Here is a 21,035-nt window from a genome sequence, read left to right as displayed (position 1 = left end):
GTCGACAACTACGAGCCGGACTCGATCGTCCACACCAGCCTCGGCATGGTGGTGGGTCGCGACGGCGTGATCGAAGGCACGACGATGCGCGTGGGCAGCACGCCTGGGCACATCGGCCAGGCCGAGGACGTGGTGTGGGAGGCCCGTGGGGACGACGCCTTCCTCAGCTCGCACCTCGTCTTCTCCGCCGACGAGCACCTGATCGACGGTCGGAACATCCGCATCCGCAAGCGCACTGTCGCCAACTGCCTCTACCGCCGGGGCCGGATGGTCGAGGAGCGGGTGGTCCGCGATGAACTCGGCACCTGTCTGCAGCGCGGCATCGACCCGGACGAAGCGGCCCGCGCGCTCCATTTCCGGGGGTGCCAACTGCTGGCCATGAAGGCTTGTTGAGCATGCGTAACCGTGCGGGAGTGGTGGCGTTATCAGCTTATGAATCTGACGGAGTGGGCGCGGGTGCAGGGGGTGAACCCCCATACGGCATACCGCTGGTTCCGTGAGGGCACCTTGCCGGTGCCCGCGCGCCGGGTGGGGTCGCGCACCATCCTGGTGAACATCGACGCGCATACCTCACCCACCGTGACCGGTGGTGTGGGGCTGTATGCCCGGGTCTCCTCCCACGACCAGAAAGCAGACCTTGAGCGGCAGACGGCTCGCCTGTCGGCGTGGGCTGCGCAGGCCGGGCACACGGTTGTCCGTGTCGAGTCCGAGACCGCTTCCGGCATGAACGGAGCGCGGTCGAAGGCGAAGCGTCTGCTGGCCGATCCCGCGGTGACCGCGGTCGTGGTCGAGCACAAGGACCGGCTCGGCCGGATGAACGTCGAACTGATCGAAGCGACCCTGTCCGCGTCGGGTCGCCGTCTCGTCGTCCTCGATGACGGCGAGACTGAAGATGACCTGGTCCGCGACATGGTGGAAGTGCTGACCTCGTTCTGTGCCCGCCTGTACGGACGCCGCTCCGCGAAGAACAGAGCGAAGAAGGCGCTGGAAGCGGCGGCTTGTGATGACTGAGAGGAAGCACCTGCGCCCCATCGAGGCGCCGTTCGTTGCCCTCGGGCCGTCCGGGGCAGCGATCCGGGACCGCCTGGGGCACCTCACGCCCGAGGACGACAAGGTGTTGCGGCTGATCGGCGATCATCAGGGCCGCCTTGCCTCTGCTGACCTCAAGACGCGTTGTGAGGCCGGGAAGGATCACGACAACGATGCGTGGGCAGCCCGCAAGCGGGATCTCACCGTAAAGTCGTCGTCGCGGATCGCCGGGACGATCACGAAGGCCACGCACGACCAGTACGGGCTGGCCCGCCGCTGCCTGCTGGCGTACATCCAGAATCTGGAAGCCGGGATTCGTATGCTGATGCACCGGCTGTCGCAGCCCATCGGCTCGAAGGGCACGAAGAGGGCGCCGGGAGGATACCGGTCGAGGGGCGAGTGGTTCCACAAGTCCCGCCGCCTGGCGACGCTTGAGCATCGCTTGGAGCAGGCCCGAGCCGACTGGGAGTCGGGACGGGTGCGTGTCGTGCGCGGCAGCAAGAAGCTCTTCAAGAACCGCCACAACCTCCAAGCCGCACAGCTCACTGAGCACGATTGGCGTGATCGGTGGGAAGCGGAGCGCTGGTTCCTCGCCGCTGACGGCGAGATGGGCAAACGCTTCGGCAACGAAACGATCCGCGTCTCCCCGGGCGGCGAGGTCAGCATCAAGCTGCCCGCCCCGCTCACCCACCTGGCCAACGCCAAGCACGGGCGGTACGTCCTTGCCTCCAAGGTCACCTTCCAGCACCGGGGCGCCGAATGGCGTGACCGCATCGAAGGAAACCGGGCCGTGGCCTACCGCATCCACCTCGACGTGGCAAGAGGCCGCTGGTACCTCACGGCGTCATGGACCATTTCACCGGTCAAGACGATCCCGCTTCAGACGGCCCGCGCTCAGGGCATGGTCGGCGTGGACACCAACGCCGACCACTTCGCCGCCTACTGCCTCGACCAGCACGGCAATCCTGTCGGCGACCCTGAACGCTTCTTCTACGACCTCACCGGGCCGGCAGAACATCGCGATGCACAGGTGCGGCACGCCATCAGCCGGCTCTTGCACTGGGCCAACCGGCGCGGCGTCAAGGCAATCGGCATCGAGAACCTGGACTTCGCACAGGAGAAGACCCGCGAGAAACACGGCCGGAAGAAGCGGTTCCGGCAGATCATCTCCGGCATCCCCACCGGCAAGCTCAAGGCCCGTCTCGCCTCCATGGCCGTCGAGCACGGTCTGTCGATCGTCGTCGTCGATCCGGCGTACACGTCGATGTGGGGCGATGAGCACTGGCGCAAGCCTCTGACCAGCAACAAGCGAAAGATGTCCCGTCACGACGCAGCGAGCGTAGCGATTGGACGACGCGCCCTCGGGCACTCGATCCGGCGACGGACGGCACCGCCCCACGACGACCAGAGTGATCGTTGTGGGCATCGGACCGCCCAGGCCGCACCGAGTGCCCGAGGGCGTGAGGGAACCCGCCCACCCGTCACGGAGCGTGCACACGATGCACACCGCCGGACCGGGCAACAGCGAACGCGGGCAACCAGCGCATCCAACACCGTTCGGGATGCGCGCAGTTCTGGGAGCTGGCAGCAAATGTCACTCCCGGACACTGTTTAGGAACGGTACAGCGGGTCGATGACCGAGGAGCCGCCGAAGGACGTCCTGCTGGCCGGTGTCAGCGGACCCCGGCCGGACGAGTTCCGGCCCGAGTGCGAGATGGTCCTCGAGTTCATCGACGAGGTGTGGACCCAGCGCCGACTGCAGAAGGTCAACGACTTCATGGCGCGTGACCTCTTCCTGCACACGATCGGCGACCGGACCGTCATCCGCCCGGAGCGCTACCAGAGCGATCTGATGGCCATGGTCGGTGCCTTCCCCGACGCCCGGTTCGAGGTGCGGGACGTGCAGACCAACTTCTCGCCCCGGTACGCCGGTCTGCGGGTCGCCGTCACGTGGACCATGCACGGCACCTACCGGGGTACGCCCGCCTTCGGTCAGCTGACCGACCAGCCGGTGACCATGCTCGGCGTCTCCCAGTTCCTGATCCAGGACGGCCGGATCGTACGGGAGTTCCGTGTCTACGACGAGATCTCGCTGCGGGCCCAGATCAACGGCACGCGGGGCGACGGCCCCGCGGTGGAGGCCAACATCTACTGAGCGGCGCCTGAAGTCGATGGCCGGTGCCGCTCGTAGCGAGCGGTGATTCCGGTGACGATGAGGTCGATCCCGGCGAGGAACTCGTCCCGGTCGTCGTGATCACGTAGCTGATCCGCGACGCCCCGGGTGAACGGGTACTCGTCGGGATCGAGGTTTGCCCACGCGGTCGCGGCGGTGTCGAGGAACTCGGCCCGGCCCGTGTCCGGTTGGCGTGCGTGGTGTGAGCGGGCGTCGGCCGCGTTCTGTCCGGCCACTCCGACGACGTAGTTCAGCAGCGCGGATACGGCGGTGAACTGCGCGGTGTGGGGTACTCCGAGTGCCTGGACCTGACGGCCGAGGTGCTCGAAGACCCGCAGCATCGGTGACTGGCCCGGGGCGCGGGAGAGTTGAGTGCCGATCCACGGGTGGGTCTCGATCGCGTCGAACACGCCGAGCGCGAGGGCGCGGATCTGCTCCTGCGGCGTGGAATCGGTATCGCCTGCGGGTACGGTGCCGGCGACGACGGCGTGGGTGGCGGCGCCGAGAAGCTCGTCCTTGCCCGTGACGTGCCAGTAGAGCGCACCGGGCCCGGTGGCGAGGTGCTCGGCGAGCGCGCGGAACGTGAGCCCGCGCTCGCCCGCCGTGTCGAGCAGTCCGATCGCCGCCTCGACGATGCGCTCACGGGAGAGCGGTTCCTCCCGTCGCTCTGTACGACGTGCCCTGGTTGCCATGCGCACATCCTGACACAGCTCTGGAACCTTGTTCCAGCTTGACATCTCTGGAACGCCGCTCCAGTCTGAATGGAACAGCATTCCAGAGAGAAGGAGCCGCCATCATGAACGCCTCAGTCACGATCATCGGCGCAGGGCTCGGCGGTCTCACGCTCGCCCGCGTCCTGCACGTCCACGGAATCCAGGCCACGGTCTACGAGGCGGAGGCCTCCGCGACGGCCCGCGCGCAGGGCGGGATGCTCGACATCCACGAGGACAACGGCCAGCCCGCTCTCCAGGCGGCGGACCTGATGGACGAGTTCCGCGGTCTCGTCCTCGAGGGCCGCGAGGCGACACGGGTCCTCGCGTCGGACGGGACCGTTCTGTTCGACGACGACAGCGAGCGCGGGCGCCCCGAGGTGCTGCGCGGTGAGCTGCGACGGATCCTGCTCGAATCGCTGCCCGCCGGAACCGTCCGGTGGGGCCACAAGGTCAGCGGCGTCCGTGCCATCGGCGGTGGGCGCCACGAGGTGACCTTCGCCGACGGCACCACTGTCGACACGGGCCTGCTGGTAGGCGCTGACGGCGCGTGGTCGCGGGTCCGGCCGCTGCTTTCCGACGCGAAACCCGAGTACATCGGCAGATCGTTCGTCGAGACCTATCTGTTCGAGGGCGACACCCGGCACCCGGCCAGCGCGAAGGCGGTCGGCGGCGGGTCGCTGTTCGCGCTGGCCCCGGGGAAGGGGATCCAGGCGCACCGGGAGAGCGGCGGGACCCTCCACACCTACGTGGCGCTGTCCAAGACGCAGGACTGGTTCGCCGACATCGACTTCACCGATTCCGCCGTGGCCGCCGCGCGGATCGCGCGGGAGTTCGACGGCTGGGCGCCTGAGCTCACCGCGCTGATCACCGACGGTGAGACCCCGCCGGTCCTGCGCACCCTCCACGCCCTGCCCGTCGAGCACCGGTGGGAGCGCGTGCCGGGGGTCACCCTGCTCGGCGACGCCGCCCACCTCGCGGCTCCGAACGGCGAAGGCGCCAACCTGGCCATGTACGACGGCGCCGAACTCGGGAAGGCGATCGCCGAGCACCCCGATGACGTCGAGACCGCGCTCACCGCGTACGAGCAGGCGCTGTTCCCCCGCAGTGCCGCGGCCGCCGTCGACGGCAACGAACTCCACGAACTCCTCTTCGGCGACGAAGCACCGGACAGCCTGATCGACATGTTCAGCGGAGGCGAGTAGCCCCGGTGCGGGGTTGACGGCGTGGGGTTGACGGTGTGGGTACGGTGGTGAGGAAACGCATCAACGCCCGTCCAGAGTTGCGAGTTGGGCGGGCCGAGCGGGGGAAGAAAGGTGCGTGCCCGATGGCGATCGGGCTCCTCTCCACCGTTTCCGCCATTGCCGCTGTGTTCTACGGCGGCACGGTCTCGATCCTGGCTCTCACCGCGACCTTTGCCCGGCGCCGGACGCTGCGACGCGAAGCGCGCAGCACCCTTGCCGTCCTGATGCCGGGAAGGGCGATGGAGTCGCAGAGCGAGTGAGTCGACAACAGGTGAGTCGGTGCTCCGTCAGCGCGGAACTTCGCCCTGTGCGACCTCGACCTCGTGGTGGAAGGCGATCGCCCCGGTCGCCCCGGCCGCGACGGAGACCGCCGCGCACACGGCGAGGAGGGCGGCGATCCACGGCGCCGTGCGTGAGCGGGCCGGGGCGGGGGAGAGCAGGGCGGCGACGCGCTGCGGGACGGGGCCCGAGGTCGCCGCCGGGGCGAACCCCGGGCGGCCGGAGCGGGTGGCGTGGCCGGCGAGGGCGGCGCGGGCGATGGCGCGTGCGGTCAGACGCCGGTCGCCTGTGGCCAGGGCGGCTGATTCGTCGGCGGCTCGTTCGACGGCCAGGCGGATGGCGGAGCGCAGCGGGCCCAGCGCGGGGTGGCAGTGGGCCGTCAGCTCGGCCGCGGCGAGGAAGCGGTGGTGATGGGCTCGGTTGTGGGCTCGTTCGTGGGCGAAAAGGGCCTCGCGCTCGGCCGCGTCGAGGCTGCGCAGCATCGCTGTGGTGACGACGATGCGATGTGTGCGGCCGGGCAGGGCGTAGGCGTCGGGGTGCGGCGAATCGACGACACACAGGTCGCCCGCGGTGGGGCGCCGGTCGGCCTCGCTGGTCGCCGAGCGGAAGTCGTGCAGTTGGCGCAGGGCGGAGCGTCCCAGTTTCCAGGCGCTGACGGTGAGTATCCCGGTGGCGGCGCCGGCCACCGGGAGCACGAGGAGGGCCGAGGGTGCGCGCAGGGGGCGGATGAGTTCGCCGAGCGCGGCGAGGCCCGGGAGCATGAGCAGGCCGGTGAGGACGAGCGTGCCCAGTGCGATCACCGAGGCGCCCGCCAGAATGAGCGAGCTGACGGTGAGGACGCGCAGTGCGCAGGCGGGAGTCAGGCGCTGCACGGTGTGGCGCGCAAGGGGCGCCGCCGCGAACGGCACCGCCAGCGTGATCAGGAGCAGGGCCAGTGTGATCATGACGTGTTGCCCTCGTCGCCCTCGTTGCCGTCCAGGAGCTGGCGCAGCAACTGTTCGTCATCGGGGTCGAGTTGGTCGACGAACCGGGCGAGCGCCGACTCGCGGTCGTTCTCCCGGTCGAGCTCCGTGTGCATGCGCCGTGCCGTCAACCCCGGGGCGTCCTGCACCGGAACGTAGGCGAAGCCGCGGCCCTGGCGCTCGCGGTCGACGATGCCCTTCTCGAGGAGGCGGGTCAAGATCGTCGTCACTGTGGTCCTGGCCAGGCCGCCCGCGAGTTCGCCCTGCACCTGCCCAGGGGTGCGCGGCCCGTCGGCGGCCCACAGGGTGGCCATGACCGCGGCTTCCAGTTCACCCGACGGGCGGCGCTCGTCGTCCGTGTGGCTCATGGGAACGTTCCTCACCCCATCCTCACCCCGCTATCGTCTACAGTCGAGTAGACCGTCTACAGAATTGTAGTCGATCGCAACAGTCGCGGCGCGGACGAAAGAGGCCAGGGATGACGACAGGCTTCGACGGGGCATCGATCGACGGACCCGCGTACACGGATGTGGTGCACCTGGCGGCTCGCGCGCCCGGCTGGCTCGACACGGCCGTGTCGCTCTGGTCGTCGTACGGGCTCCTCCTCTTCGCTTTCTTCATGGCCCTGTGCTGGTGGCGGGCGCGCCGCGTGAGCGCGGAGGCCGCGATGACGGCGCTCGCCATTCCGATCGTGGTCGTCCTGGCCTTCGGCGTCTCCACCGTCGTGAAGTCGGCGGCCCGCGAGGACCGTCCCTGCACGAGTCTGCACCTGGCCATCATCGAGACGTGCCCGGCACGGGGGGACTGGTCCTTCCCGAGCAATCACGCGACGCTCGCGGTCGCGGCCGCGGTCGCGCTGTGGTTCGTCTCGCGCCGGATCGGCGCCATCGCGGCCGTCGCCGCCTGCGCCATGGCGGTGTCGCGGGTGTGGGTGGGAGTGCATTACCCGCACGATGTCCTGGCCGGGGCCCTCGTCGGTGCCTTGGTCGCCATCACCTGCATGCTCCTGCTGCGCCGAAGCCCGCCGTCCCTCGCCCGGCGCCTGACCGCGTCCCCACTGCGCCCGCTGCTGATCGCGTCATGAAGCGCAGGGACGCCGGGGAGCTGGCCGGCATCGTCGGCCTGGGCGCATGGGTGGTCTTCGGCGTCCTGGCCATGGTCGTGATCGGCCGTGACGGCGATCCGTTCGCGCTTGACGACGCCGTGCTCGCGTGGTCCGTCGGCCACCGGCCGGACGCGGTGGTCGCCCTCGCCCGGGGGGTGACCAACACCGGTACAGGAGTCGTCCCGTACGTCCTCGTCGTTCTCGTGGGGCTGTCGGTGGGGCGCACTGCGCGCCGAAGAGTGTGGGGCGCCGTGCTCGGTCTGGTCTGTCTCGTGACGGGACAGGCGCTGCGCTTCGGCGTGATGAGCCTCGTCGAGCGTCCACGCCCGCCGTACGCGGACTGGGCGACGCACGCCTCGGGCTGGGCGTTCCCCTCCGGCCACACGACGACGGCCGCCCTCACCGCAGGTCTCGTGATCATTGCCGTACAGCTGCGCGCGCCGCGCGGCAGGACACTCCTGACGGTCGTGATCGCATGCTGGGGGCTCCTCGTCGGGCTGACCCGCGCCGACCTCGCGGTGCACTGGTTCACCGATGTGGTCGGCGGCTGGCTGTTCGCCGTCGGCTGGCTGGGGCTGTGCCTGTGCGCCGCGTCCTGGTGGCTGCCCGAGCGGCTCATTCCCCATGCGACGCAGGCGGCACCGCACCCGATGGAGGGCCATGAAGCGCAAGATCCTGGTAGCTGAGGACGATCACGCGCTGCGGGACGTGCTCCTTCGCGGCCTGCGCGACGAGGACTTCGATCCGCTGCCCGCCCCGGACGGCGCCACCGCGCTGCGACTCGCCACCGGGGACATCGCCGCCGCCCTGCTCGATGTCGGCCTGCCCGACGCGGACGGCCGTGACGTGTGCCAGGCGATGCGCGCGAACGGGCTTGCCTTCCCCATCATCTTCCTCACGGCCCGCCACCGGCTGACGGACCGTCTTTCCGGGTTCTCTGCGGGCGGTGACGACTATCTGCCCAAGCCGTTCCACCTCGCGGAACTGATGGCAAGGCTCCGTGCGGCCCTCAAGCGCGCGGCACCCGTACACCCCATGACCACCGGCGACCTGAGTCTGGACGCCGTCCGCCATCGATGCACCCTGGGAACGGTCGAAATCGCCCTGACGCCAACGGAGTTCCGTCTCCTCGCCGCCCTGATGGCCGCGTCCGGAGCCGTCGTGACCCGCCGTGAACTGATCAGGGCGGGCTGGCCGGACGGCGCCCGGGTCAACGACAACACCCTCGACCAGTACCTGACCCGCCTGCGCCGCAAACTGCGGGGCGCGGGCAGCACACTGGCCATCGGCACGGCCCGCGGCGTCGGCCACCGCCTGTCATGACCGCTCTCCCGTCCCGCCTCGTGCCCCGCACCTTGCGCGGACGCCTGTCCCTGGTGGCCCTCACCGCGGCCATGCTCCTGATCGTGATCCTCACGGTCGCTTTCAACACGGTCGTCCGCAGGCACCTGATGCGCCAGGCGGACGACGAACTGCGCACGCGGGCCGCGGCCGTCGCCACCACCGTCGACACCGGCGGCCCGCGCGTGAGAGTCCACGAAGGCACCCACGACGAACTCCTCGACAGCAACGTATGGATCTACGACGGCGCACGCCTGGTCGAACAGCCCCCCAACGCCACCGCGGCGAGTCCTACGACGCGTGCCGCCCGCGAACTCACCACCGGCGGCGGACGGAGCTGCGCCACCACGGGAGACGACGGTTCCATCCGCCTCTGCTCCCAGCGCCTGCCGGGCCCCGCCGTCGACGCCACCGTCGTCACGGCCCTGGACCTGGCTCCCTACCAAAACTCGGCGGACACCCTGCTGCGTGGATCACTCGTCCTGGACGCCGTGATGCTCGCCTGCACCTACACACTGACCCGCCTTGCCGTGGGCCGCGCCCTTCGCCCCGTGGGCACCATGACCGAACAGGCCACCCAGTGGAGCGCCGTCACCTCCGGGGAACGCTTCGGCTCACCGGACCGCCCGGACGAACTCACCCTGCTCGGCGCGTCGTTGGACGCCCTCCTGGACCGCATCCGGACCTTGCTCCGCCATGAGCAGCAACTCACCGCGGAACTCTCGCACGAGCTGCGTACCCCGCTCAGCCGCATCATCGCCGAACTCGACTGGTGGCGCTCCCGCCCCCGCACCGCCGCCGACACCCTGGCCGTCCATGACGTCATCGCCCGGTCCGCCGCATCCATGGACACCATCTGCGACACCCTCCTGCGCGACGCCCGGGAGGGCACACCCGCCACACCCGGCACGGTACGCGTGCTGCCCGCCCTGCGCCGCCTGACCGAACAGCTCGGCGACACGGGCCACTTGACGCTCACCGTCACCGAGGAGCCCCCGCTCGTGGAAGCGGGGGTCACCACGGCCCTGCTCGAACGTGCCGTCAGCCCGCTGCTCGCCAACGCAGTGCGGTACGCCCGTACGCACGTGACGGTGCAGGTCGGCCACGAACCCGACGGCGTACGCGTCGCCGTCACCGACGACGGCCCCGGTGTGCCGCCGTCCTTCGCAGAAGAACTCTTCGTGCCCGGCCGTCGCGCCGAACCCGGTGACGGACACGGCGGAGCGGGCCTCGGCCTGCCGCTCGCACGGCGCCTGGCCCGCTCCGCGGGTGGGGAGGTGCACTACGACGCGGGGCACACTCCCGGGGCCCGGTTCATCCTCGGGCTGCCTCGGTGACGTCCTTGCGTGTCGTCGCCAGAAAGACGACCAGGGCGAGGATCACCGCGAGGAACAGCACGCTCGTCACCACCGTGCCGAGGCCGAGCCCGCCGTCCCCCGTGGGCTGCGAGAGATAGTCCCCGGCGGAGGCGCCGAGCGGGCGGGTCAGGATGTAGGCGATCCAGAAGCTCCACACGGCGTTCAGGCCGAGCGCGCCGTGGGCCACGGCGACGGCGGCGATGGCCAGGGCGAACAGCACCGCGGACAGCCAGTAGCCGAGGGCCATCCGCTCGGCGACCAGATCTCCGGCGGCGGTGCCGAGCGCGAAGGTGAACAGGACCGCGAGCCAGTAGAAGGACTCACGGCGCACGGTGTCGACGCTGCGGATGGACAGGCTGCGCTCGCTGCGGTACCAGAGCGCGAAGACGACGGCGAGACCGAGAGCGAACACCGCCGTGCTCGTCTCCAGGGGCACGCCCATGTTGTCGGTGAGGTTGTCGCTGATCAGCGTGCCGACGATGCTGATCAGGGCGACCGCCGCCCAGTAGACGCCCGCGCTGTAGGCGCTCGTACGGAACTGGGCGATGAGTACGACCGCGAGCAGGGCGCTCATCAGGAGGGAGACGCCGGTCAGGCCGAGTCCCAGCTTCTCGTTGAGGAGATCGGCGGCGGTCTCGCCGACGGTGGTGCACAGGACCTTGATGATCCAGAAGTAGACGGTGACTTCGGGAACCTTGTTCCAGCGCGGGCGGCGGCCGAAGGACGTCGCCGTCGCATCGACAGGGAACTGTTCCTGGGTGCTTTCGGATGTCATGCGGCCGACGCTGCCACCGGGATCCTGAACGGTTCCTGACTGCCGTGTGGCACAAGCCGCGCACCGTGACCGGAGTGCGGAACATGAGGGGCATGGACTCCCGATGCGACCGGGTCACCGGCGTGCTGCGCCGACGCCTCGGCATGGCCGTGTGCCTCGCCTATCTCGCCGCCTTGCTTCTGCCGGGCCCGGGCGAATGGCTGCGCCACCCGCACGCCCTGCCGCTCGGCCACGGACTTCGGCCGCATCTGCACACCACCGCTTCCCTGCTGGCGTTGGTGCTGTTCTCGGCGGGGATCCAAGTACCGGTCCGGTCGCTGGGGCGCCTGCTGCGCTGGCCGAGCATCCTGCTGGCCGGGATCACCCTGCACGTCGTGGCCCCGCTGCTGATCATCCCGCCGCTCGTGTTCCTGCTGCGCGGCTCCCCGGACACCGACGGAGGCAGTGGTCTGGTCACCGCGATGATTCTCGTCGTGGCGATGCCGGTCGCCGCGGGCGCCACGGTCTGGGCAGGCAAGGGACAGGGCGATCAACCGGTCATGGTGGGCCTTGTCCTGCTCTCCACCCTGGTCAGCCCGCTCACCATCCCGCTGGTCGTCAGGGCCCTTGCTCCGCTGCTCAAGGGCGGCTACGAGAGCACACTGGCGCAGGCCGGACGGAGCCTGGACAGCGGATTCACCCTCACCGCGGTGGTACTGCCGTGCGTGGCGGGCGTGCTGTGCCGCTGCTCTTTGCCGGAGCGGTGGGCCGAGCGGCTCTCGGCCGCCGTCGTGCCCGTGGCGCTCGTGGGTTCGCTCCTTCTGACCTACGTCAATGCCAGTGGCGCCCTGGGCTCGTTCCTGGCCCGGCCGCGCCCGCTGCTCTTCGTGGCGGCCGTCTCGGTGGCCGCGCTGGTGTGCGCGTTCTCCTTCGCCCTCGGCCGTCTCACGGCCCGTGTTCTGCGCCTGGACGCTCCGGTGGCCTCCTCGCTCACCCTCGCCTGCGGAATGAACAACAGCAGCGCGAGCGCCGTCCTGCTGACCACCGCGCTGCCCGACAAGCCGCATCTGCTCCTGCCGGTCCTGGCGTACGGGCTGTTGCAGAAGACGGCAGCGAACCGGGTCATTCGCGTGCGCGTCCAGCGTGAACCCTGTGCGGCCGCGTCGTGATCACTCCGCCCCTTCCCGTGCCCGGCCCTGACCACGGATGGCGCCAACGGTGAATCCGATGGCCGCGCCGCCCCCCGGGCGCTCCTCGGCGAAGACCGTACCGCCGTGCGCGTCGGCCACCTTGCGCACGATGGACAGGCCAAGTCCCGATCCCGGCAGACCGCGTGCGGCCGGGGCCCGGTAGAAGCGGTCGAAGACGCGGCTCCGGTCCTGAGCGGTGAGGCCGAGGCCCCGGTCGAGGACCGTGATACGGCCGTCTGCGACGGTGATCTCGATGGGTCCTGTGCCACCGGGGTCGAACTTGGCGGCGTTGTCGACCAGATTGGACACCGCCCGTTGCAGCGCGCCCGGGCGCCCCACGACGAGCGTGTCGTCCGCGTCGACGGTGATGGTGCGCGCGGTACGCCGCCGGGCGATCACGGCGACGTCCTCGGCGATCTCGGCGAGGCCGACCTCCCGCAACGGCTCGTCGTCGTGCGCGCCCGCCGCGAGGTCCACCAGTTCGTTGACGAGTTCGGTGAGCTCGCGCGCCTCCCCGGACAAGTCCGCGATCAGCTCCTGGCGTGCGGCGGCGGGCAGTTCATCGATACGGGTGAGGAGCGCGATGTTCGTGCGCAGCGACGTCAGCGGGGTCCGCAGCTCGTGCCCGGCGTCCTGGACCAGGCGGCGCTGGTCCTCGACCGACTGCGCGAGACGGTCGAGCATGCGGTCGAAGGAGTGGCCGAGACGGGCCACCTCGTCCCGCCCCGCTACGGGCACCCCGGCCTGGAGGTTGCCGGTCTCCGCCACGCTCTGCGCGGCGGCGGTCAACCGCACGAGGCGCCCGGTGATCCGCCGGGCCAGCCACCAGCCGGCGAGCGCCGACGCCCCGATCACCGCCGCGGCGAGGAGCGCGGTGCGCCGCTGCAACTCCTCCAAGAGGTCTTCGGTGTCGCTGAACTCCTGCGCGACCTGCACGGCGCCGCGTCCACCGCCGAGCGAGACGGTGGCGAGGCGGTACTGACTGTCCCCGAGGCCGACGGTCCTTCGGGTCACGGCCCCCGCCGTATGTGAGGAAGCGATCCGCCGGTCGGCGCCCCGCACCGGCAGAGGCGGGCTGCCGCGGTCGGTGATCTCGCCCGTGGGGCCGAGGACCTGTACGTCGGTGCGGGTGCTGCGGGTCAGGTCGTCGCGCAGGCCGTCGTGGTCCGGGTCCACCGATGCGTAGTCGAACACGGTCAGTTGCCGCTGGTGGACCTGGCCCCGTAGATCATGGACGACCTCGTCGAACACCTCCTGCTCCTCCACCCGCACCAGATGGGCCGCCGCGTCATAGCTGAGGAAGCCCACCGTCAGCGTCACGGCCACGGCCACGGCGGCGAACAGTACGGCGAACGTGGTGCGCAGACTGGTGGGGATGACGCGCACCTCACGCCTCTCTCAGGACGTAACCGACGCCCCGCACCGTATGGATCAGGGCGGGCACGTCCGCGGTGTCGATCTTGCGGCGCAGATAGCCGACGTACACGGCGAGGTTCTTGGATCCGGGGCCGAAGTCGTAACCCCAGATCCGGTCGTAGATGGTCGGGTGGTCGAGGACGATGCCGTTGTTGCGGGCGAGGAGTTCCAGGAGGTCGAACTCGGTGCGGGTCAGTTCCAGTTCGCGAGCGCCCCGCCAGGCCCGCCGCGCCTGCCCGTCGATCCGCAGATCCGCCACTTCGAGAATGTCCCCGGACGGCGTCTCGTCCTCCGGCCGAGGGCCCGCCCGGCGCAACAGGGCCCGCAGCCGGGCGAAGACCTCCTCGACGTCGAAGGGCTTGGCCACATAGTCGTCGGCGCCCGCGTCCAGGCCCGCGATGCGGTCCTGGGTCTCCACCCGGGCGGTGAGCATCAGGATCGGCGTACGGTCGCCCTCCGCGCGCAGCACCCGGCACACCTGAAGGCCGTCGATGCCCGGCATCATCACGTCGAGGACCAGCACGTCGGGGCGCCGCAGATGCCCCTGGGCCAGCGCCTGGACGCCGTCGTCAACGGCCGTCACGTCGTAGCCCTCAAGGGTCAGTGCGCGCTTGAGGGCCTGGCGGATGGCTCGGTCGTCCTCGGCGAGCAGCAGGGTGTGGGCCACATCAAGGAGTGTGCCAACACCTGGGAGTGAACGCGGCCGACACCGCAGGGGATTCTTACCTCCCTCTCACCTGGGCGAGGAAACGCCCTTACCCCTTTCCGCCAGCGTGTCGCCATCGCCAGTGGCCCGCCGGACGCCGCTGAAGGGGGAAGGTTCCCGCATGAAGATCGCGTTCCTGCTGCACAACGCCTATGCCATCGGCGGCACCATCCGCACCACGCTCAACCTCGCGTCGGCGCTCGCGGACGTCCACGACGTCGAGATCGCCTCGCTGATGCGCCACCGGGAGACGCCGCGCTTCACCTTGGACCCGCGGGTGAGGCTCGTGCCGCTGGTCGACACCCGGATCGGCACAGCCGACGGCGGGCTCCCGGCATTCGCCGAACCGGCCTGCGACTTCCCCCTGGCCGACCGGCGTCACCACCAGTACACCCGGCTGCACGACCTGCGGGCGCGCGACTACCTGACGGCCAGCGACGCCGATGTGATCATCGGTACGCGGCCCGGACTCAACGTCTATCTGGCTCTCTTCGCACCGCACCGCGCCCTGCGCATCGCCCAGGAGCATCTGCGGCACGACGCGCACAGCAAGAAGCTGCGCCGGGTACTCGCCCGGCACTACCGCACACTCGACGCGGTGGTCACCACCACCGAGGCCGATGCCGCGACCTACCGCGCCCGTATGGTGCTGCCGGGCGTACGCGTCCTGTCCATCCCCAACATCGTTCCCGACCAGGCCACCGCCGCCGCCGACCACACGGCGAACGTCGTGGCCGCGGCCGGTCGCCTGGTTCGCGGCAAACGGTTCGACCTGCTCATCGAGGCATTCGCCGACGTCGCCCCCAAACACCCCGACTGGCGCCTGCGCATCTACGGCGGTGGCACGGAGAAGGAACCGCTGCAGCAGCTCATCCACAGCCACGCTCTGGGCGAGCACGTGGCGCTGATGGGGCCGATGGCCCCGATCGAGGCGGAGTTCGCCCGGGCGTCGATCGTCGCATCGGCCTCCGACGCCGAATCCTTCGGCATGACCCTGGTCGAAGCGATGCGCTGCGGCGTGGCGGTGGTCAGCACCGACTGCCCCCTGGGCCCCGCCGAGATCATCCGGGACGGCGTCGACGGCCGCCTCGTACCCACCGGTGACGCCAAGGCCCTGGCCGACACCCTCCTGGAACTGATCGACGACGGGCCCCGCCGCCGTGCCCTGGGTGCGGCGGCCGTGGAGAGCGCCCACCGCTTCGACGCCGAACGCATCGTGCGCCGCTACGAACTCCTGCTCAGCGAACTGGCGGCGACCCGCCACCGACGCGCCTGGCAGCGCACCCGGGCACAGCTGGCCGCCCGCGCCCGGGGACTTGTGCGCCGCCTCAAGAAGAGCCGTCCCCGTCCCGTCCGTGTCCCGGCCATCGACTGAGCCGCCACCCGGCCCTGGCCGCCCCGGTCGTTGCTGCCACCGGCTCGGTCCTCGCCCTGCAGGGCTCACCACCCCGTGAACAGCAAGTGATTGATCGCGAGGGCGAGTACGGCCTGCGCGGTGAGCCAGTAGCGCCGGCCCGCCGTCGGCAGGAGTGCCGTCGCCGCGAGCAGGAACGTGGCGAACGGCAGCCAGATGCGTTCCGTCTCCGCCTTGCTCATTCCGGAGAGGTCGGCGGCGAGGAGGGCGATGAGGGCGGTCAGGACGAGCGCGGCCAGGCGGTCGGTGGGTGTGGTCCGGCCGGTGCGCAGACGGCTGATCGTGCCGGGGGCGGTGGCCGCCGTCCTGCGCAGGGCCGCCACCGTCGCGAGGCCGACCACCAGCACCGTGCAGGCGAGGTTGGCCCAGACGAAGTAGCCGAACGGTCTGATGCCGCCCGCCCCCTGGTAGTAGCGCTCGACGAGCAGGTGGTACGCCTCCCACCAGCTGAAGCCCGCGAGAGTGAAGGCGAGCGGGACGACGGCTGCTCCGGCGAGCAGGAGCGGGAGCGGGCGCAGGGTGCGCGTGATCAGCAGGACGGCGGCGGCGACGAGGGCGAACAGGACCAGGCCGTACGAGAGGTAGCAGACGAGGCCGAACAGCAGGCCCGAGCCGAGCGCGGCGGCGGCGGGGGAGCGGACCGCGCGCGTCGCCGCGAGGGCGAGCAGGGCGATCGTCCAGGCCGTGACGGCGGCGAAGTAGCCGTCCGCGGAGACGCCGACCCAGATGGCGGCCGGTGCCAGGACGAGGAAGGGCGCCGCCCGGCGAGCGGTCGCCTCGTCGGCCAGTGTGCGCACGGTGATCAGGACGGCCGCCACGGCGGTGCTGCCCACGGTGATGCAGAAGGCCCCGGCCCAGGCGCCGCCGCCCAGGCCGACGCGGTCGAGGAGGACGAACGTGAGAGTGGCGCCCGGCGGATGGCCCGCCGTATGGGCGGGCCAGTGGTCGGGGGAGTCGATCAGGATGTGCCGGGTGAAGTCCCGCAAGGCTGCCGGGATGTCCTCGAAGCGGTCGATGACCTGGAGGTATTCGTACTTGGTGGTGAGCCGCTCGGCCACGCCCCGGTGGAAGCCGTCGATCAGCGCGAGCGACCAGATCCAGGCCATGGACGCGGCCCAGGCGGTGAGGAGGAGGGACCGCCAGGAGAGCCGGGCGGCGAGCGCGGGGGCGTACGCGATCACCGCGACGGCGACCGCGAGCGCGGCGGGTGTGCCGGGACCGACGTGCGGGTCCCATCGGGCGTACAAGGGTGGCCAGTTGAGGTGCAGGGTGCCGTCCGCGTGCTCGATCGAGGTGCCGATGACGACGGCAGCGGCGACGAGCAGCGCCGCGATCCCTGCCGCGGCCAGGTCGCGGCGGCGGCCGGTGCGCTCGATGCGGTCGGTGCGCTCTGCGCGCTCTGTGGTGCTCACGTCTGCACGGTAGGCGCAGGTGGAGCGGTTGCCGGGCCTCCTGGGCGCGACGTCAGCATTTCGTCATGAGTCGTGAGCCCGCTGGGGGACAGGGTCCGGCATACGGTCGATCCATGCCCCCCGCACCACGTGTGACCTCTCCTGCCGACCCCGGTTTCTGGCGCAGTCCGCTGCGCGGGCCCTGGCTCACCTCGGTGCTCGGCGTCGTACTGCTGGTCGGTATCACTGTGCTGTTCGTGACCGGCCTCCTTTCGTACGCCGCGTACAACCCGAACCTGTCACCCGTCAACGACAAGACACCCGACAAGGGACTCCTCGGCTTCTACCTCTTCGCCTGGCCGACCGACCCGCACTGGCTCTACCGCCTCAACCAGGGCCTGCACGTCACGGTCGGCGTCACGCTGATCCCGGTGCTCCTCGCGAAGCTGTGGTCGGTGCTCCCGAAGCTCTTCACGCTGCCTCCCGCGCGGTCGGTTGGGCACGCCCTGGAGCGGGTGTCGCTGCTCCTCCTCGTCGGCGGCGCCCTCTTCGAGTTCGTCACCGGCGTCCTCAACGTCCAGCTGGAGTACCTCTTCCCCGGCTCGTTCTACCCGCTGCACTTCTACGGCGCCTGGGTGTTCTTCGCCGCGTTCGCGGCCCATGTCGCGCTGCGCCTGCCCCAGGCCGTACGCGTTCTGCGGGAGCCGGGGTGGCGCGCACGGCTGCGTGATCCGCGGCCCGAGCCGATCGACGAAGGGGGTCTCGTGGCGCCCCGTGCCGCCGAGCCGACCCTGTCGCGGCGGGGAGCGCTCGGCATGGTCGGTGCGGGCTCCGCTCTGCTGTTCGTGACGACGGCGGGGCAGACGGTGGACGGGCCCCTGCGCCGTACCGCGCTGTTCGCGCCGCACGGCGGCGGTGATCCGGGGAGCGGTCCGAACGGCTTTCAGATCAACAAGACGGCCGCGAAGGTGGGCGTCGAGCCGCGGGACACGGGTGAGCTGTGGAGGCTGGTCGTCAGCGGACCGCGGCACGATGTCAGTCTGTCCCGGAGCGAGCTGCTCCAACTGCCGCTGCACAGCGCCGCGTTGCCCATCGCCTGCGTCGAGGGCTGGTCGACGTCGGACCAGCGGTGGCGCGGGGTACGGCTGCGGGACCTCGCCGCCCTTGCCGGGTTCGAGGAGGACCCGCCCGGCGTGCTCGTGGAGTCCTTGCAGCGGCACGGGGCCTTCCGCAAGGCCGCGTTGCGCGACAACCAGGTCCGCGACCCGCGCTCCCTCCTCGCGCTGCACGTGAACGGGCAGGACCTGTCGCCGGACCACGGCTACCCGGCCCGGATCATCGTTCCTGCCGCGCCCGGCGTGCTCAACACCAAGTGGGTGTCCCGTCTGACCTTCGGGGAGCTGTGATGAGCCGACTTACACACCGATTGCACCGGTGGTACGGCGAGGGGCCGCTCCAACTCCTCGTGCTGCTCGCCTCGTTCGCGCTCGCCGGGTATGCGGGGGTGCGCCTCCTGGACGGTGATTGGCTGATGATCGCCGTCTGGTTCGCCGGTGCCGCGCTGGTGCACGATCTGCTGTTCGTGCCCGCGTACGCACTCGCGGACCGGGCGCTGCGGGCCGCCGCCCGAGGGCGGCGGAACCGCGGGGAGTGGACCAACTTCGTGCGCGTCCCGGCTTTCCTGTCCGGGCTGTTGCTCCTTGTGTGGTTCCCGCTCATCACCGGACAGGTGGAGCGCTATGAGTCCGCCACCGGGCTCCCGGCCGGTGCCTTCCTCGTCCGCTGGCTGACCGTCACGGGCCTGCTGTTCGCGGGATCCGCGCTGTGCCGGGTCCTTCAGACGCGGCGCAGGGCGAGGAAGGAGCGGTCGCCGGTGGTCCACTGATCGGCCGGGCGCCAGCCGAGTGGACGGGCGTGACGCAGCAGGGCGGGGGTGCCCAGACGGGCCCAGGGGAACAGCTCGCCCAGGGCGCCGTGCCCGTCGTCCACGTGCACCTCCACCCGTTCGTCGACGTCCATCGGTGCGGTCTCGGCAATCAACAGGCCGTCAGAGGTGAGGAGTTGAGCGACGCGCGCGAGCAGCGCGGCCGGATCGCCGCCGATCCCCACATTGCCGTCGATGAGCAGCGCGGTCCCCCAGCGGCCCTCGCCCGGCAGTGCGTCGAAGACGGAGCGGAGCAGCGCGGTGCCGCCGAGCCGGAGCGTGTGGTCGACGGCCGCCTGGCTGACGTCGACCCCCAGGACGCGGTGGCCGCGCTCCGCGGCGCCCGCCACCAGGCGGCCGGGCCCGCAGCCGATGTCGAGGACACTGCCCTCGCAGCGACGCAACGCGGAGAGGTCCGCCGCGTCGGCACTCGCACACCAGCGTTCGACGTCCAGGGGCAGCAGCCAGCCGTCGCTGCGGCGCAGGAACAGCGGGCCGTGGCCGTTGCGCAGGGCGTTGGTGTACGGATCCGCACGCCAAGGGGTGGCCGCTCGGCCGGTCCTGCGCAGGGCCGTGTCCGGCAGTGCGGTGCTCATCGGCCGCTCCCGCCGTTACGGCCCGTCCGCCCGGCAGGCGTCGCGAGGCGGGCGAGCGCGGCGGCGAACCGGCTGTCCGGCGCGGCGACGGCGACCTTCCCCGCGTCGTCGGCCGTGTCGACGTCACGCAGCCGGGGCAGCTCGCGCACCCTCAGCCCGGCGCCGGTGAGCCGGGCCCGTTGCAGGGCGCCGGTGTCGGGCCTCGACATGGGGACGCCGCGCAGCAGCTCCGGATCGGGCTCGGCGAGGCCCAGTGCCCAGAAGCCGCCGTCGACGGCGGGGCCGAACCAGGCGTCGCAGTCCCGCCAGGCGTCGGGGCCGAGCGCGGGGGCGAGCAGGCCGGGGGTGATCTGGGGGGTGTCCATGCCGACCAGGAGGGCCGGCCCCGAGCAGCCCGCGAACGCCGCGGCGAGCCGCTCGTCCAGGCCGCCCGCGCACTGGGGCACCACCTCGATGCCGGAAGGCAGCCAGGGGCCCGGCTGCCCGTCGAGCACCAGGACGCGCCGGTGGGCGGGCGCCGCGAGGACGGCGTCGAGTGTGTCGGCGAGCGAGGCCGCGGCAAGACCGGCGGCCTCCTCGGGGGAGTAGGGCGGGGTGAGGCGGGTCTTCACCCGTCCCGGCAGCGGCTCCTTGGCGATGACGAGCAAGGTCGTCGTCCCGTACGCGGTCACGAGGCACCGCCTGACGCGCGCTCCGCATGCCCGACAGGAACTGCCCGCGCTGGTTCCGCCAGTACGGCCCGCATGTCGCGCACCGCGTGCCACGTCCCGAGCCACGTCCCCGTGACCTTCGACTTCCCGGCGCGCGGCAGATACGGCACGTCCCGCTCCTCGATCCGCCAGCCGGCGTCGGCCGCCCGCACGACCATCTGCAGCGGGTATCCGCTGCGCCGGTCGCTCAGGTCGAGCCCGAGCAGCGCCTCGCGCCGCGCCGCCCGCATCGGGCCCAGATCGTGCAGGCGCACGCCGGTACGCCGCCGCAGCATCCGGGTGAGCGCCAGGTTGCCCGCGCGGGCGTGCGGCGGCCATGCGCCGCGTCCCTGGGGGCGGCGCCGTCCGACGACCAGATCGGCCTCGCCGTCCGTCACCCTGCGTACGAATGTCCGCAGCAGCCCAGGATCGAGGGAGGCGTCGCAGTCGCAGAAGCACACGATGTCCGCGTCGGACGCGGTGAGGCCCGCGTGGCAGGCGGCCCCGAACCCGCGCCGCCGCTCGTGCACGACGGTGGCGCCCAGAGCGCGGGCGATGTCCGGCGAACCATCGGTGGAGCCGTTGTCGACGACGACGGCCCGCCACTCAGCGGGGACGCGTTCCAGGACCCAGGGCAGTGCGGCGGCCTCGTCGAGACAGGGCAGGACGACATCGACCCGAACGGCGCGCGGGTCATGCGCGCCGGGCACGTCGTGCGCCCCGGGTTCTACGGAGGGGGAGGGGGTCATGTGAC

The 21,035-nt window shown here is 71.2% G+C and carries 24 protein-coding genes; 14 read left to right on the top strand and 10 right to left on the bottom strand.

From position 1 onward, the window contains the following. Positions 1–45: 45 nt before the first annotated feature. Genes ACWFRJ_RS31450 through ACWFRJ_RS31435 form a run of 4 tightly spaced genes read left to right on the top strand, consistent with a single transcriptional unit; the run spans position 46 to position 3,184 of the window. The gene (locus ACWFRJ_RS31450; protein ID WP_453538413.1) at positions 46–393 is read left to right on the top strand and encodes a hypothetical protein; all 348 of its coding nucleotides are present in this window, start codon (positions 46–48) and stop codon (positions 391–393) included. A gap of 39 nt (positions 394–432) precedes the next feature. After that, a complete protein-coding gene (locus ACWFRJ_RS31445) occupies positions 433–1,011 on the top strand; it encodes an IS607 family transposase (RefSeq protein ID WP_453538410.1) in 579 nt (192 codons plus the stop codon). Next, positions 1,004–2,644, top strand: coding sequence for an IS200/IS605 family accessory protein TnpB-related protein (locus ACWFRJ_RS31440; protein ID WP_453538407.1), 1,641 nt, complete (start codon positions 1,004–1,006; stop codon positions 2,642–2,644). Before ACWFRJ_RS31445 ends, ACWFRJ_RS31440 begins: the two co-directional genes overlap by 8 nt. 18 nt (positions 2,645–2,662) lie before the next feature. Next, positions 2,663–3,184 (top strand): ester cyclase, encoded by a 522-nt coding sequence (locus ACWFRJ_RS31435; RefSeq protein ID WP_453538405.1) that lies wholly within the window; start codon positions 2,663–2,665, stop codon positions 3,182–3,184. Here the strand turns inward: ACWFRJ_RS31435 and ACWFRJ_RS31430 are convergent. Further along, positions 3,178–3,894: a TetR/AcrR family transcriptional regulator gene (locus ACWFRJ_RS31430; RefSeq protein ID WP_453538402.1), complete on the bottom strand. Its 717-nt coding sequence runs from the start codon at positions 3,892–3,894 to the stop codon at positions 3,178–3,180. The genes ACWFRJ_RS31435 and ACWFRJ_RS31430 overlap by 7 nt on opposite strands. A gap of 104 nt (positions 3,895–3,998) precedes the next feature. On the opposite strand from ACWFRJ_RS31430, the gene ACWFRJ_RS31425 reads away from it, so the two are divergent. Together ACWFRJ_RS31425 and ACWFRJ_RS31420 are read left to right on the top strand one after the other, a co-directional pair. Next, the gene (locus tag ACWFRJ_RS31425; protein ID WP_453538400.1) at positions 3,999–5,117 is read left to right on the top strand and encodes an FAD-dependent oxidoreductase; all 1,119 of its coding nucleotides are present in this window, start codon (positions 3,999–4,001) and stop codon (positions 5,115–5,117) included. Between the two features lie 122 nt (positions 5,118–5,239). Then, positions 5,240–5,416 (top strand): hypothetical protein, encoded by a 177-nt coding sequence (locus ACWFRJ_RS31420; RefSeq protein WP_453538398.1) that lies wholly within the window; start codon positions 5,240–5,242, stop codon positions 5,414–5,416. Positions 5,417–5,443: 27 nt separating this feature from the next. On the opposite strand, the gene ACWFRJ_RS31415 is transcribed toward ACWFRJ_RS31420, so the two are convergent. Next, a complete protein-coding gene (locus ACWFRJ_RS31415) occupies positions 5,444–6,379 on the bottom strand; it encodes a M56 family metallopeptidase (RefSeq protein ID WP_453538395.1) in 936 nt (311 codons plus the stop codon). Then, positions 6,376–6,765 carry a BlaI/MecI/CopY family transcriptional regulator gene (locus ACWFRJ_RS31410; protein WP_453538392.1) on the bottom strand — a complete coding sequence of 130 codons (390 nt, stop codon included), beginning with the start codon at positions 6,763–6,765 and terminating at the stop codon, positions 6,376–6,378. The genes ACWFRJ_RS31415 and ACWFRJ_RS31410 overlap by 4 nt, the downstream gene beginning before the upstream one ends. A 110-nt stretch (positions 6,766–6,875) precedes the next feature. Between ACWFRJ_RS31410 and ACWFRJ_RS31405 the strand changes: the two genes are divergently transcribed. From ACWFRJ_RS31405 to ACWFRJ_RS31390, 4 genes are read left to right on the top strand one after another with little or no spacing between them, the layout of a single operon-like run. Beyond that, a complete protein-coding gene (locus ACWFRJ_RS31405; RefSeq protein WP_453538389.1) occupies positions 6,876–7,481 on the top strand; it encodes a phosphatase PAP2 family protein in 606 nt (201 codons plus the stop codon). Beyond that, the gene (locus tag ACWFRJ_RS31400; protein WP_453538386.1) at positions 7,478–8,188 is read left to right on the top strand and encodes a phosphatase PAP2 family protein; all 711 of its coding nucleotides are present in this window, start codon (positions 7,478–7,480) and stop codon (positions 8,186–8,188) included. Before ACWFRJ_RS31405 ends, ACWFRJ_RS31400 begins: the two co-directional genes overlap by 4 nt. Next, entirely contained in the window at positions 8,163–8,825 is a 663-nt protein-coding gene (locus ACWFRJ_RS31395) for a response regulator transcription factor (RefSeq protein ID WP_453538383.1), read from the top strand. The genes ACWFRJ_RS31400 and ACWFRJ_RS31395 overlap by 26 nt, the downstream gene beginning before the upstream one ends. After that, positions 8,822–10,180, top strand: coding sequence for a sensor histidine kinase (locus tag ACWFRJ_RS31390; protein ID WP_453538380.1), 1,359 nt, complete (start codon positions 8,822–8,824; stop codon positions 10,178–10,180). The genes ACWFRJ_RS31395 and ACWFRJ_RS31390 overlap by 4 nt, the downstream gene beginning before the upstream one ends. Here the strand turns inward: ACWFRJ_RS31390 and ACWFRJ_RS31385 are convergent. Beyond that, the gene (locus ACWFRJ_RS31385; RefSeq protein ID WP_453538377.1) at positions 10,158–10,976 is read right to left on the bottom strand and encodes a COG4705 family protein; all 819 of its coding nucleotides are present in this window, start codon (positions 10,974–10,976) and stop codon (positions 10,158–10,160) included. The genes ACWFRJ_RS31390 and ACWFRJ_RS31385 overlap by 23 nt on opposite strands. 92 nt (positions 10,977–11,068) lie before the next feature. Between ACWFRJ_RS31385 and ACWFRJ_RS31380 the strand changes: the two genes are divergently transcribed. Next, positions 11,069–12,124 (top strand): sodium-dependent transporter, encoded by a 1,056-nt coding sequence (locus ACWFRJ_RS31380; RefSeq protein WP_453538374.1) that lies wholly within the window; start codon positions 11,069–11,071, stop codon positions 12,122–12,124. Here ACWFRJ_RS31380 and ACWFRJ_RS31375 read toward each other — a convergent pair whose 3' ends face one another. After that, complete coding sequence (locus tag ACWFRJ_RS31375; protein ID WP_453538371.1) at positions 12,125–13,531, bottom strand: ATP-binding protein; 1,407 nt, start codon at positions 13,529–13,531, stop codon at positions 12,125–12,127. It lies immediately after the preceding gene. 1 nt (position 13,532) lies between these two features. After that, positions 13,533–14,228, bottom strand: a complete 696-nt coding sequence (locus tag ACWFRJ_RS31370) for a response regulator transcription factor (protein ID WP_453538368.1) — start codon at positions 14,226–14,228, stop codon at positions 13,533–13,535. Between the two features lie 160 nt (positions 14,229–14,388). Here ACWFRJ_RS31370 and ACWFRJ_RS31365 point away from each other — a divergent pair, with 160 nt between their 5' ends. Continuing rightward, positions 14,389–15,642, top strand: coding sequence for a glycosyltransferase family 4 protein (locus ACWFRJ_RS31365; RefSeq protein ID WP_453538365.1), 1,254 nt, complete (start codon positions 14,389–14,391; stop codon positions 15,640–15,642). 65 nt (positions 15,643–15,707) lie between these two features. Here the strand turns inward: ACWFRJ_RS31365 and ACWFRJ_RS31360 are convergent, their stop codons facing one another. Next, positions 15,708–17,093, bottom strand: a complete 1,386-nt coding sequence (locus ACWFRJ_RS31360; protein WP_453538362.1) for a hypothetical protein — start codon at positions 17,091–17,093, stop codon at positions 15,708–15,710. A 113-nt stretch (positions 17,094–17,206) separates the two neighbouring features. On the opposite strand from ACWFRJ_RS31360, the gene ACWFRJ_RS31355 reads away from it, so the two are divergent. Together ACWFRJ_RS31355 and ACWFRJ_RS31350 are read left to right on the top strand one after the other, a co-directional pair. Next, positions 17,207–18,478: a molybdopterin-dependent oxidoreductase gene (locus ACWFRJ_RS31355; RefSeq protein WP_453538359.1), complete on the top strand. Its 1,272-nt coding sequence runs from the start codon at positions 17,207–17,209 to the stop codon at positions 18,476–18,478. Then, the gene (locus ACWFRJ_RS31350; protein ID WP_453538357.1) at positions 18,478–18,957 is read left to right on the top strand and encodes a hypothetical protein; all 480 of its coding nucleotides are present in this window, start codon (positions 18,478–18,480) and stop codon (positions 18,955–18,957) included. The genes ACWFRJ_RS31355 and ACWFRJ_RS31350 overlap by 1 nt, the downstream gene beginning before the upstream one ends. On the opposite strand, the gene ACWFRJ_RS31345 is transcribed toward ACWFRJ_RS31350, so the two are convergent. Genes ACWFRJ_RS31345 through ACWFRJ_RS31335 form a run of 3 tightly spaced genes read right to left on the bottom strand, consistent with a single transcriptional unit; the run spans position 18,909 to position 21,030 of the window. Beyond that, positions 18,909–19,592 (bottom strand): class I SAM-dependent methyltransferase, encoded by a 684-nt coding sequence (locus ACWFRJ_RS31345; RefSeq protein WP_453538354.1) that lies wholly within the window; start codon positions 19,590–19,592, stop codon positions 18,909–18,911. The two genes, ACWFRJ_RS31350 and ACWFRJ_RS31345, sit on opposite strands and share 49 nt — an antisense overlap. Then, the gene (locus tag ACWFRJ_RS31340) at positions 19,589–20,263 is read right to left on the bottom strand and encodes a TIGR04282 family arsenosugar biosynthesis glycosyltransferase (RefSeq protein ID WP_453538351.1); all 675 of its coding nucleotides are present in this window, start codon (positions 20,261–20,263) and stop codon (positions 19,589–19,591) included. The genes ACWFRJ_RS31345 and ACWFRJ_RS31340 overlap by 4 nt, the downstream gene beginning before the upstream one ends. Then, the gene (locus ACWFRJ_RS31335; RefSeq protein WP_453538348.1) at positions 20,260–21,030 is read right to left on the bottom strand and encodes a glycosyltransferase family 2 protein; all 771 of its coding nucleotides are present in this window, start codon (positions 21,028–21,030) and stop codon (positions 20,260–20,262) included. Before ACWFRJ_RS31335 ends, ACWFRJ_RS31340 begins: the two co-directional genes overlap by 4 nt. Positions 21,031–21,035 lie beyond the last annotated feature (5 nt).

The organism is Streptomyces sp. NPDC055239 (genome assembly GCF_053606205.1).
This window is presented reverse-complemented; position numbering and strand designations above follow the sequence as displayed.

Coding starts and splice junctions, on each gene's coding strand:
- ACWFRJ_RS31410 (WP_453538392.1), bottom strand. CDS start 6,765: ATGAGCCACACGGACGACGAGCGCCGCCCGTCGGGTGAACTGGAAGCC.
- ACWFRJ_RS31440 (WP_453538407.1), top strand. CDS start 1,004: ATGACTGAGAGGAAGCACCTGCGCCCCATCGAGGCGCCGTTCGTTGCC.
- ACWFRJ_RS31430 (WP_453538402.1), bottom strand. CDS start 3,894: ATGGCAACCAGGGCACGTCGTACAGAGCGACGGGAGGAACCGCTCTCC.
- ACWFRJ_RS31415 (WP_453538395.1), bottom strand. CDS start 6,379: ATGATCACACTGGCCCTGCTCCTGATCACGCTGGCGGTGCCGTTCGCG.
- ACWFRJ_RS31395 (WP_453538383.1), top strand. CDS start 8,163: ATGAAGCGCAAGATCCTGGTAGCTGAGGACGATCACGCGCTGCGGGAC.
- ACWFRJ_RS31365 (WP_453538365.1), top strand. CDS start 14,389: ATGAAGATCGCGTTCCTGCTGCACAACGCCTATGCCATCGGCGGCACC.
- ACWFRJ_RS31425 (WP_453538400.1), top strand. CDS start 3,999: ATGAACGCCTCAGTCACGATCATCGGCGCAGGGCTCGGCGGTCTCACG.
- ACWFRJ_RS31435 (WP_453538405.1), top strand. CDS start 2,663: ATGACCGAGGAGCCGCCGAAGGACGTCCTGCTGGCCGGTGTCAGCGGA.
- ACWFRJ_RS31380 (WP_453538374.1), top strand. CDS start 11,069: ATGGACTCCCGATGCGACCGGGTCACCGGCGTGCTGCGCCGACGCCTC.
- ACWFRJ_RS31385 (WP_453538377.1), bottom strand. CDS start 10,976: ATGACATCCGAAAGCACCCAGGAACAGTTCCCTGTCGATGCGACGGCG.
- ACWFRJ_RS31390 (WP_453538380.1), top strand. CDS start 8,822: ATGACCGCTCTCCCGTCCCGCCTCGTGCCCCGCACCTTGCGCGGACGC.
- ACWFRJ_RS31405 (WP_453538389.1), top strand. CDS start 6,876: ATGACGACAGGCTTCGACGGGGCATCGATCGACGGACCCGCGTACACG.
- ACWFRJ_RS31400 (WP_453538386.1), top strand. CDS start 7,478: ATGAAGCGCAGGGACGCCGGGGAGCTGGCCGGCATCGTCGGCCTGGGC.
- ACWFRJ_RS31450 (WP_453538413.1), top strand. CDS start 46: ATGGTGGTGGGTCGCGACGGCGTGATCGAAGGCACGACGATGCGCGTG.
- ACWFRJ_RS31355 (WP_453538359.1), top strand. CDS start 17,207: ATGCCCCCCGCACCACGTGTGACCTCTCCTGCCGACCCCGGTTTCTGG.
- ACWFRJ_RS31345 (WP_453538354.1), bottom strand. CDS start 19,592: ATGAGCACCGCACTGCCGGACACGGCCCTGCGCAGGACCGGCCGAGCG.
- ACWFRJ_RS31445 (WP_453538410.1), top strand. CDS start 433: ATGAATCTGACGGAGTGGGCGCGGGTGCAGGGGGTGAACCCCCATACG.
- ACWFRJ_RS31335 (WP_453538348.1), bottom strand. CDS start 21,030: ATGACCCCCTCCCCCTCCGTAGAACCCGGGGCGCACGACGTGCCCGGC.
- ACWFRJ_RS31350 (WP_453538357.1), top strand. CDS start 18,478: ATGAGCCGACTTACACACCGATTGCACCGGTGGTACGGCGAGGGGCCG.
- ACWFRJ_RS31420 (WP_453538398.1), top strand. CDS start 5,240: ATGGCGATCGGGCTCCTCTCCACCGTTTCCGCCATTGCCGCTGTGTTC.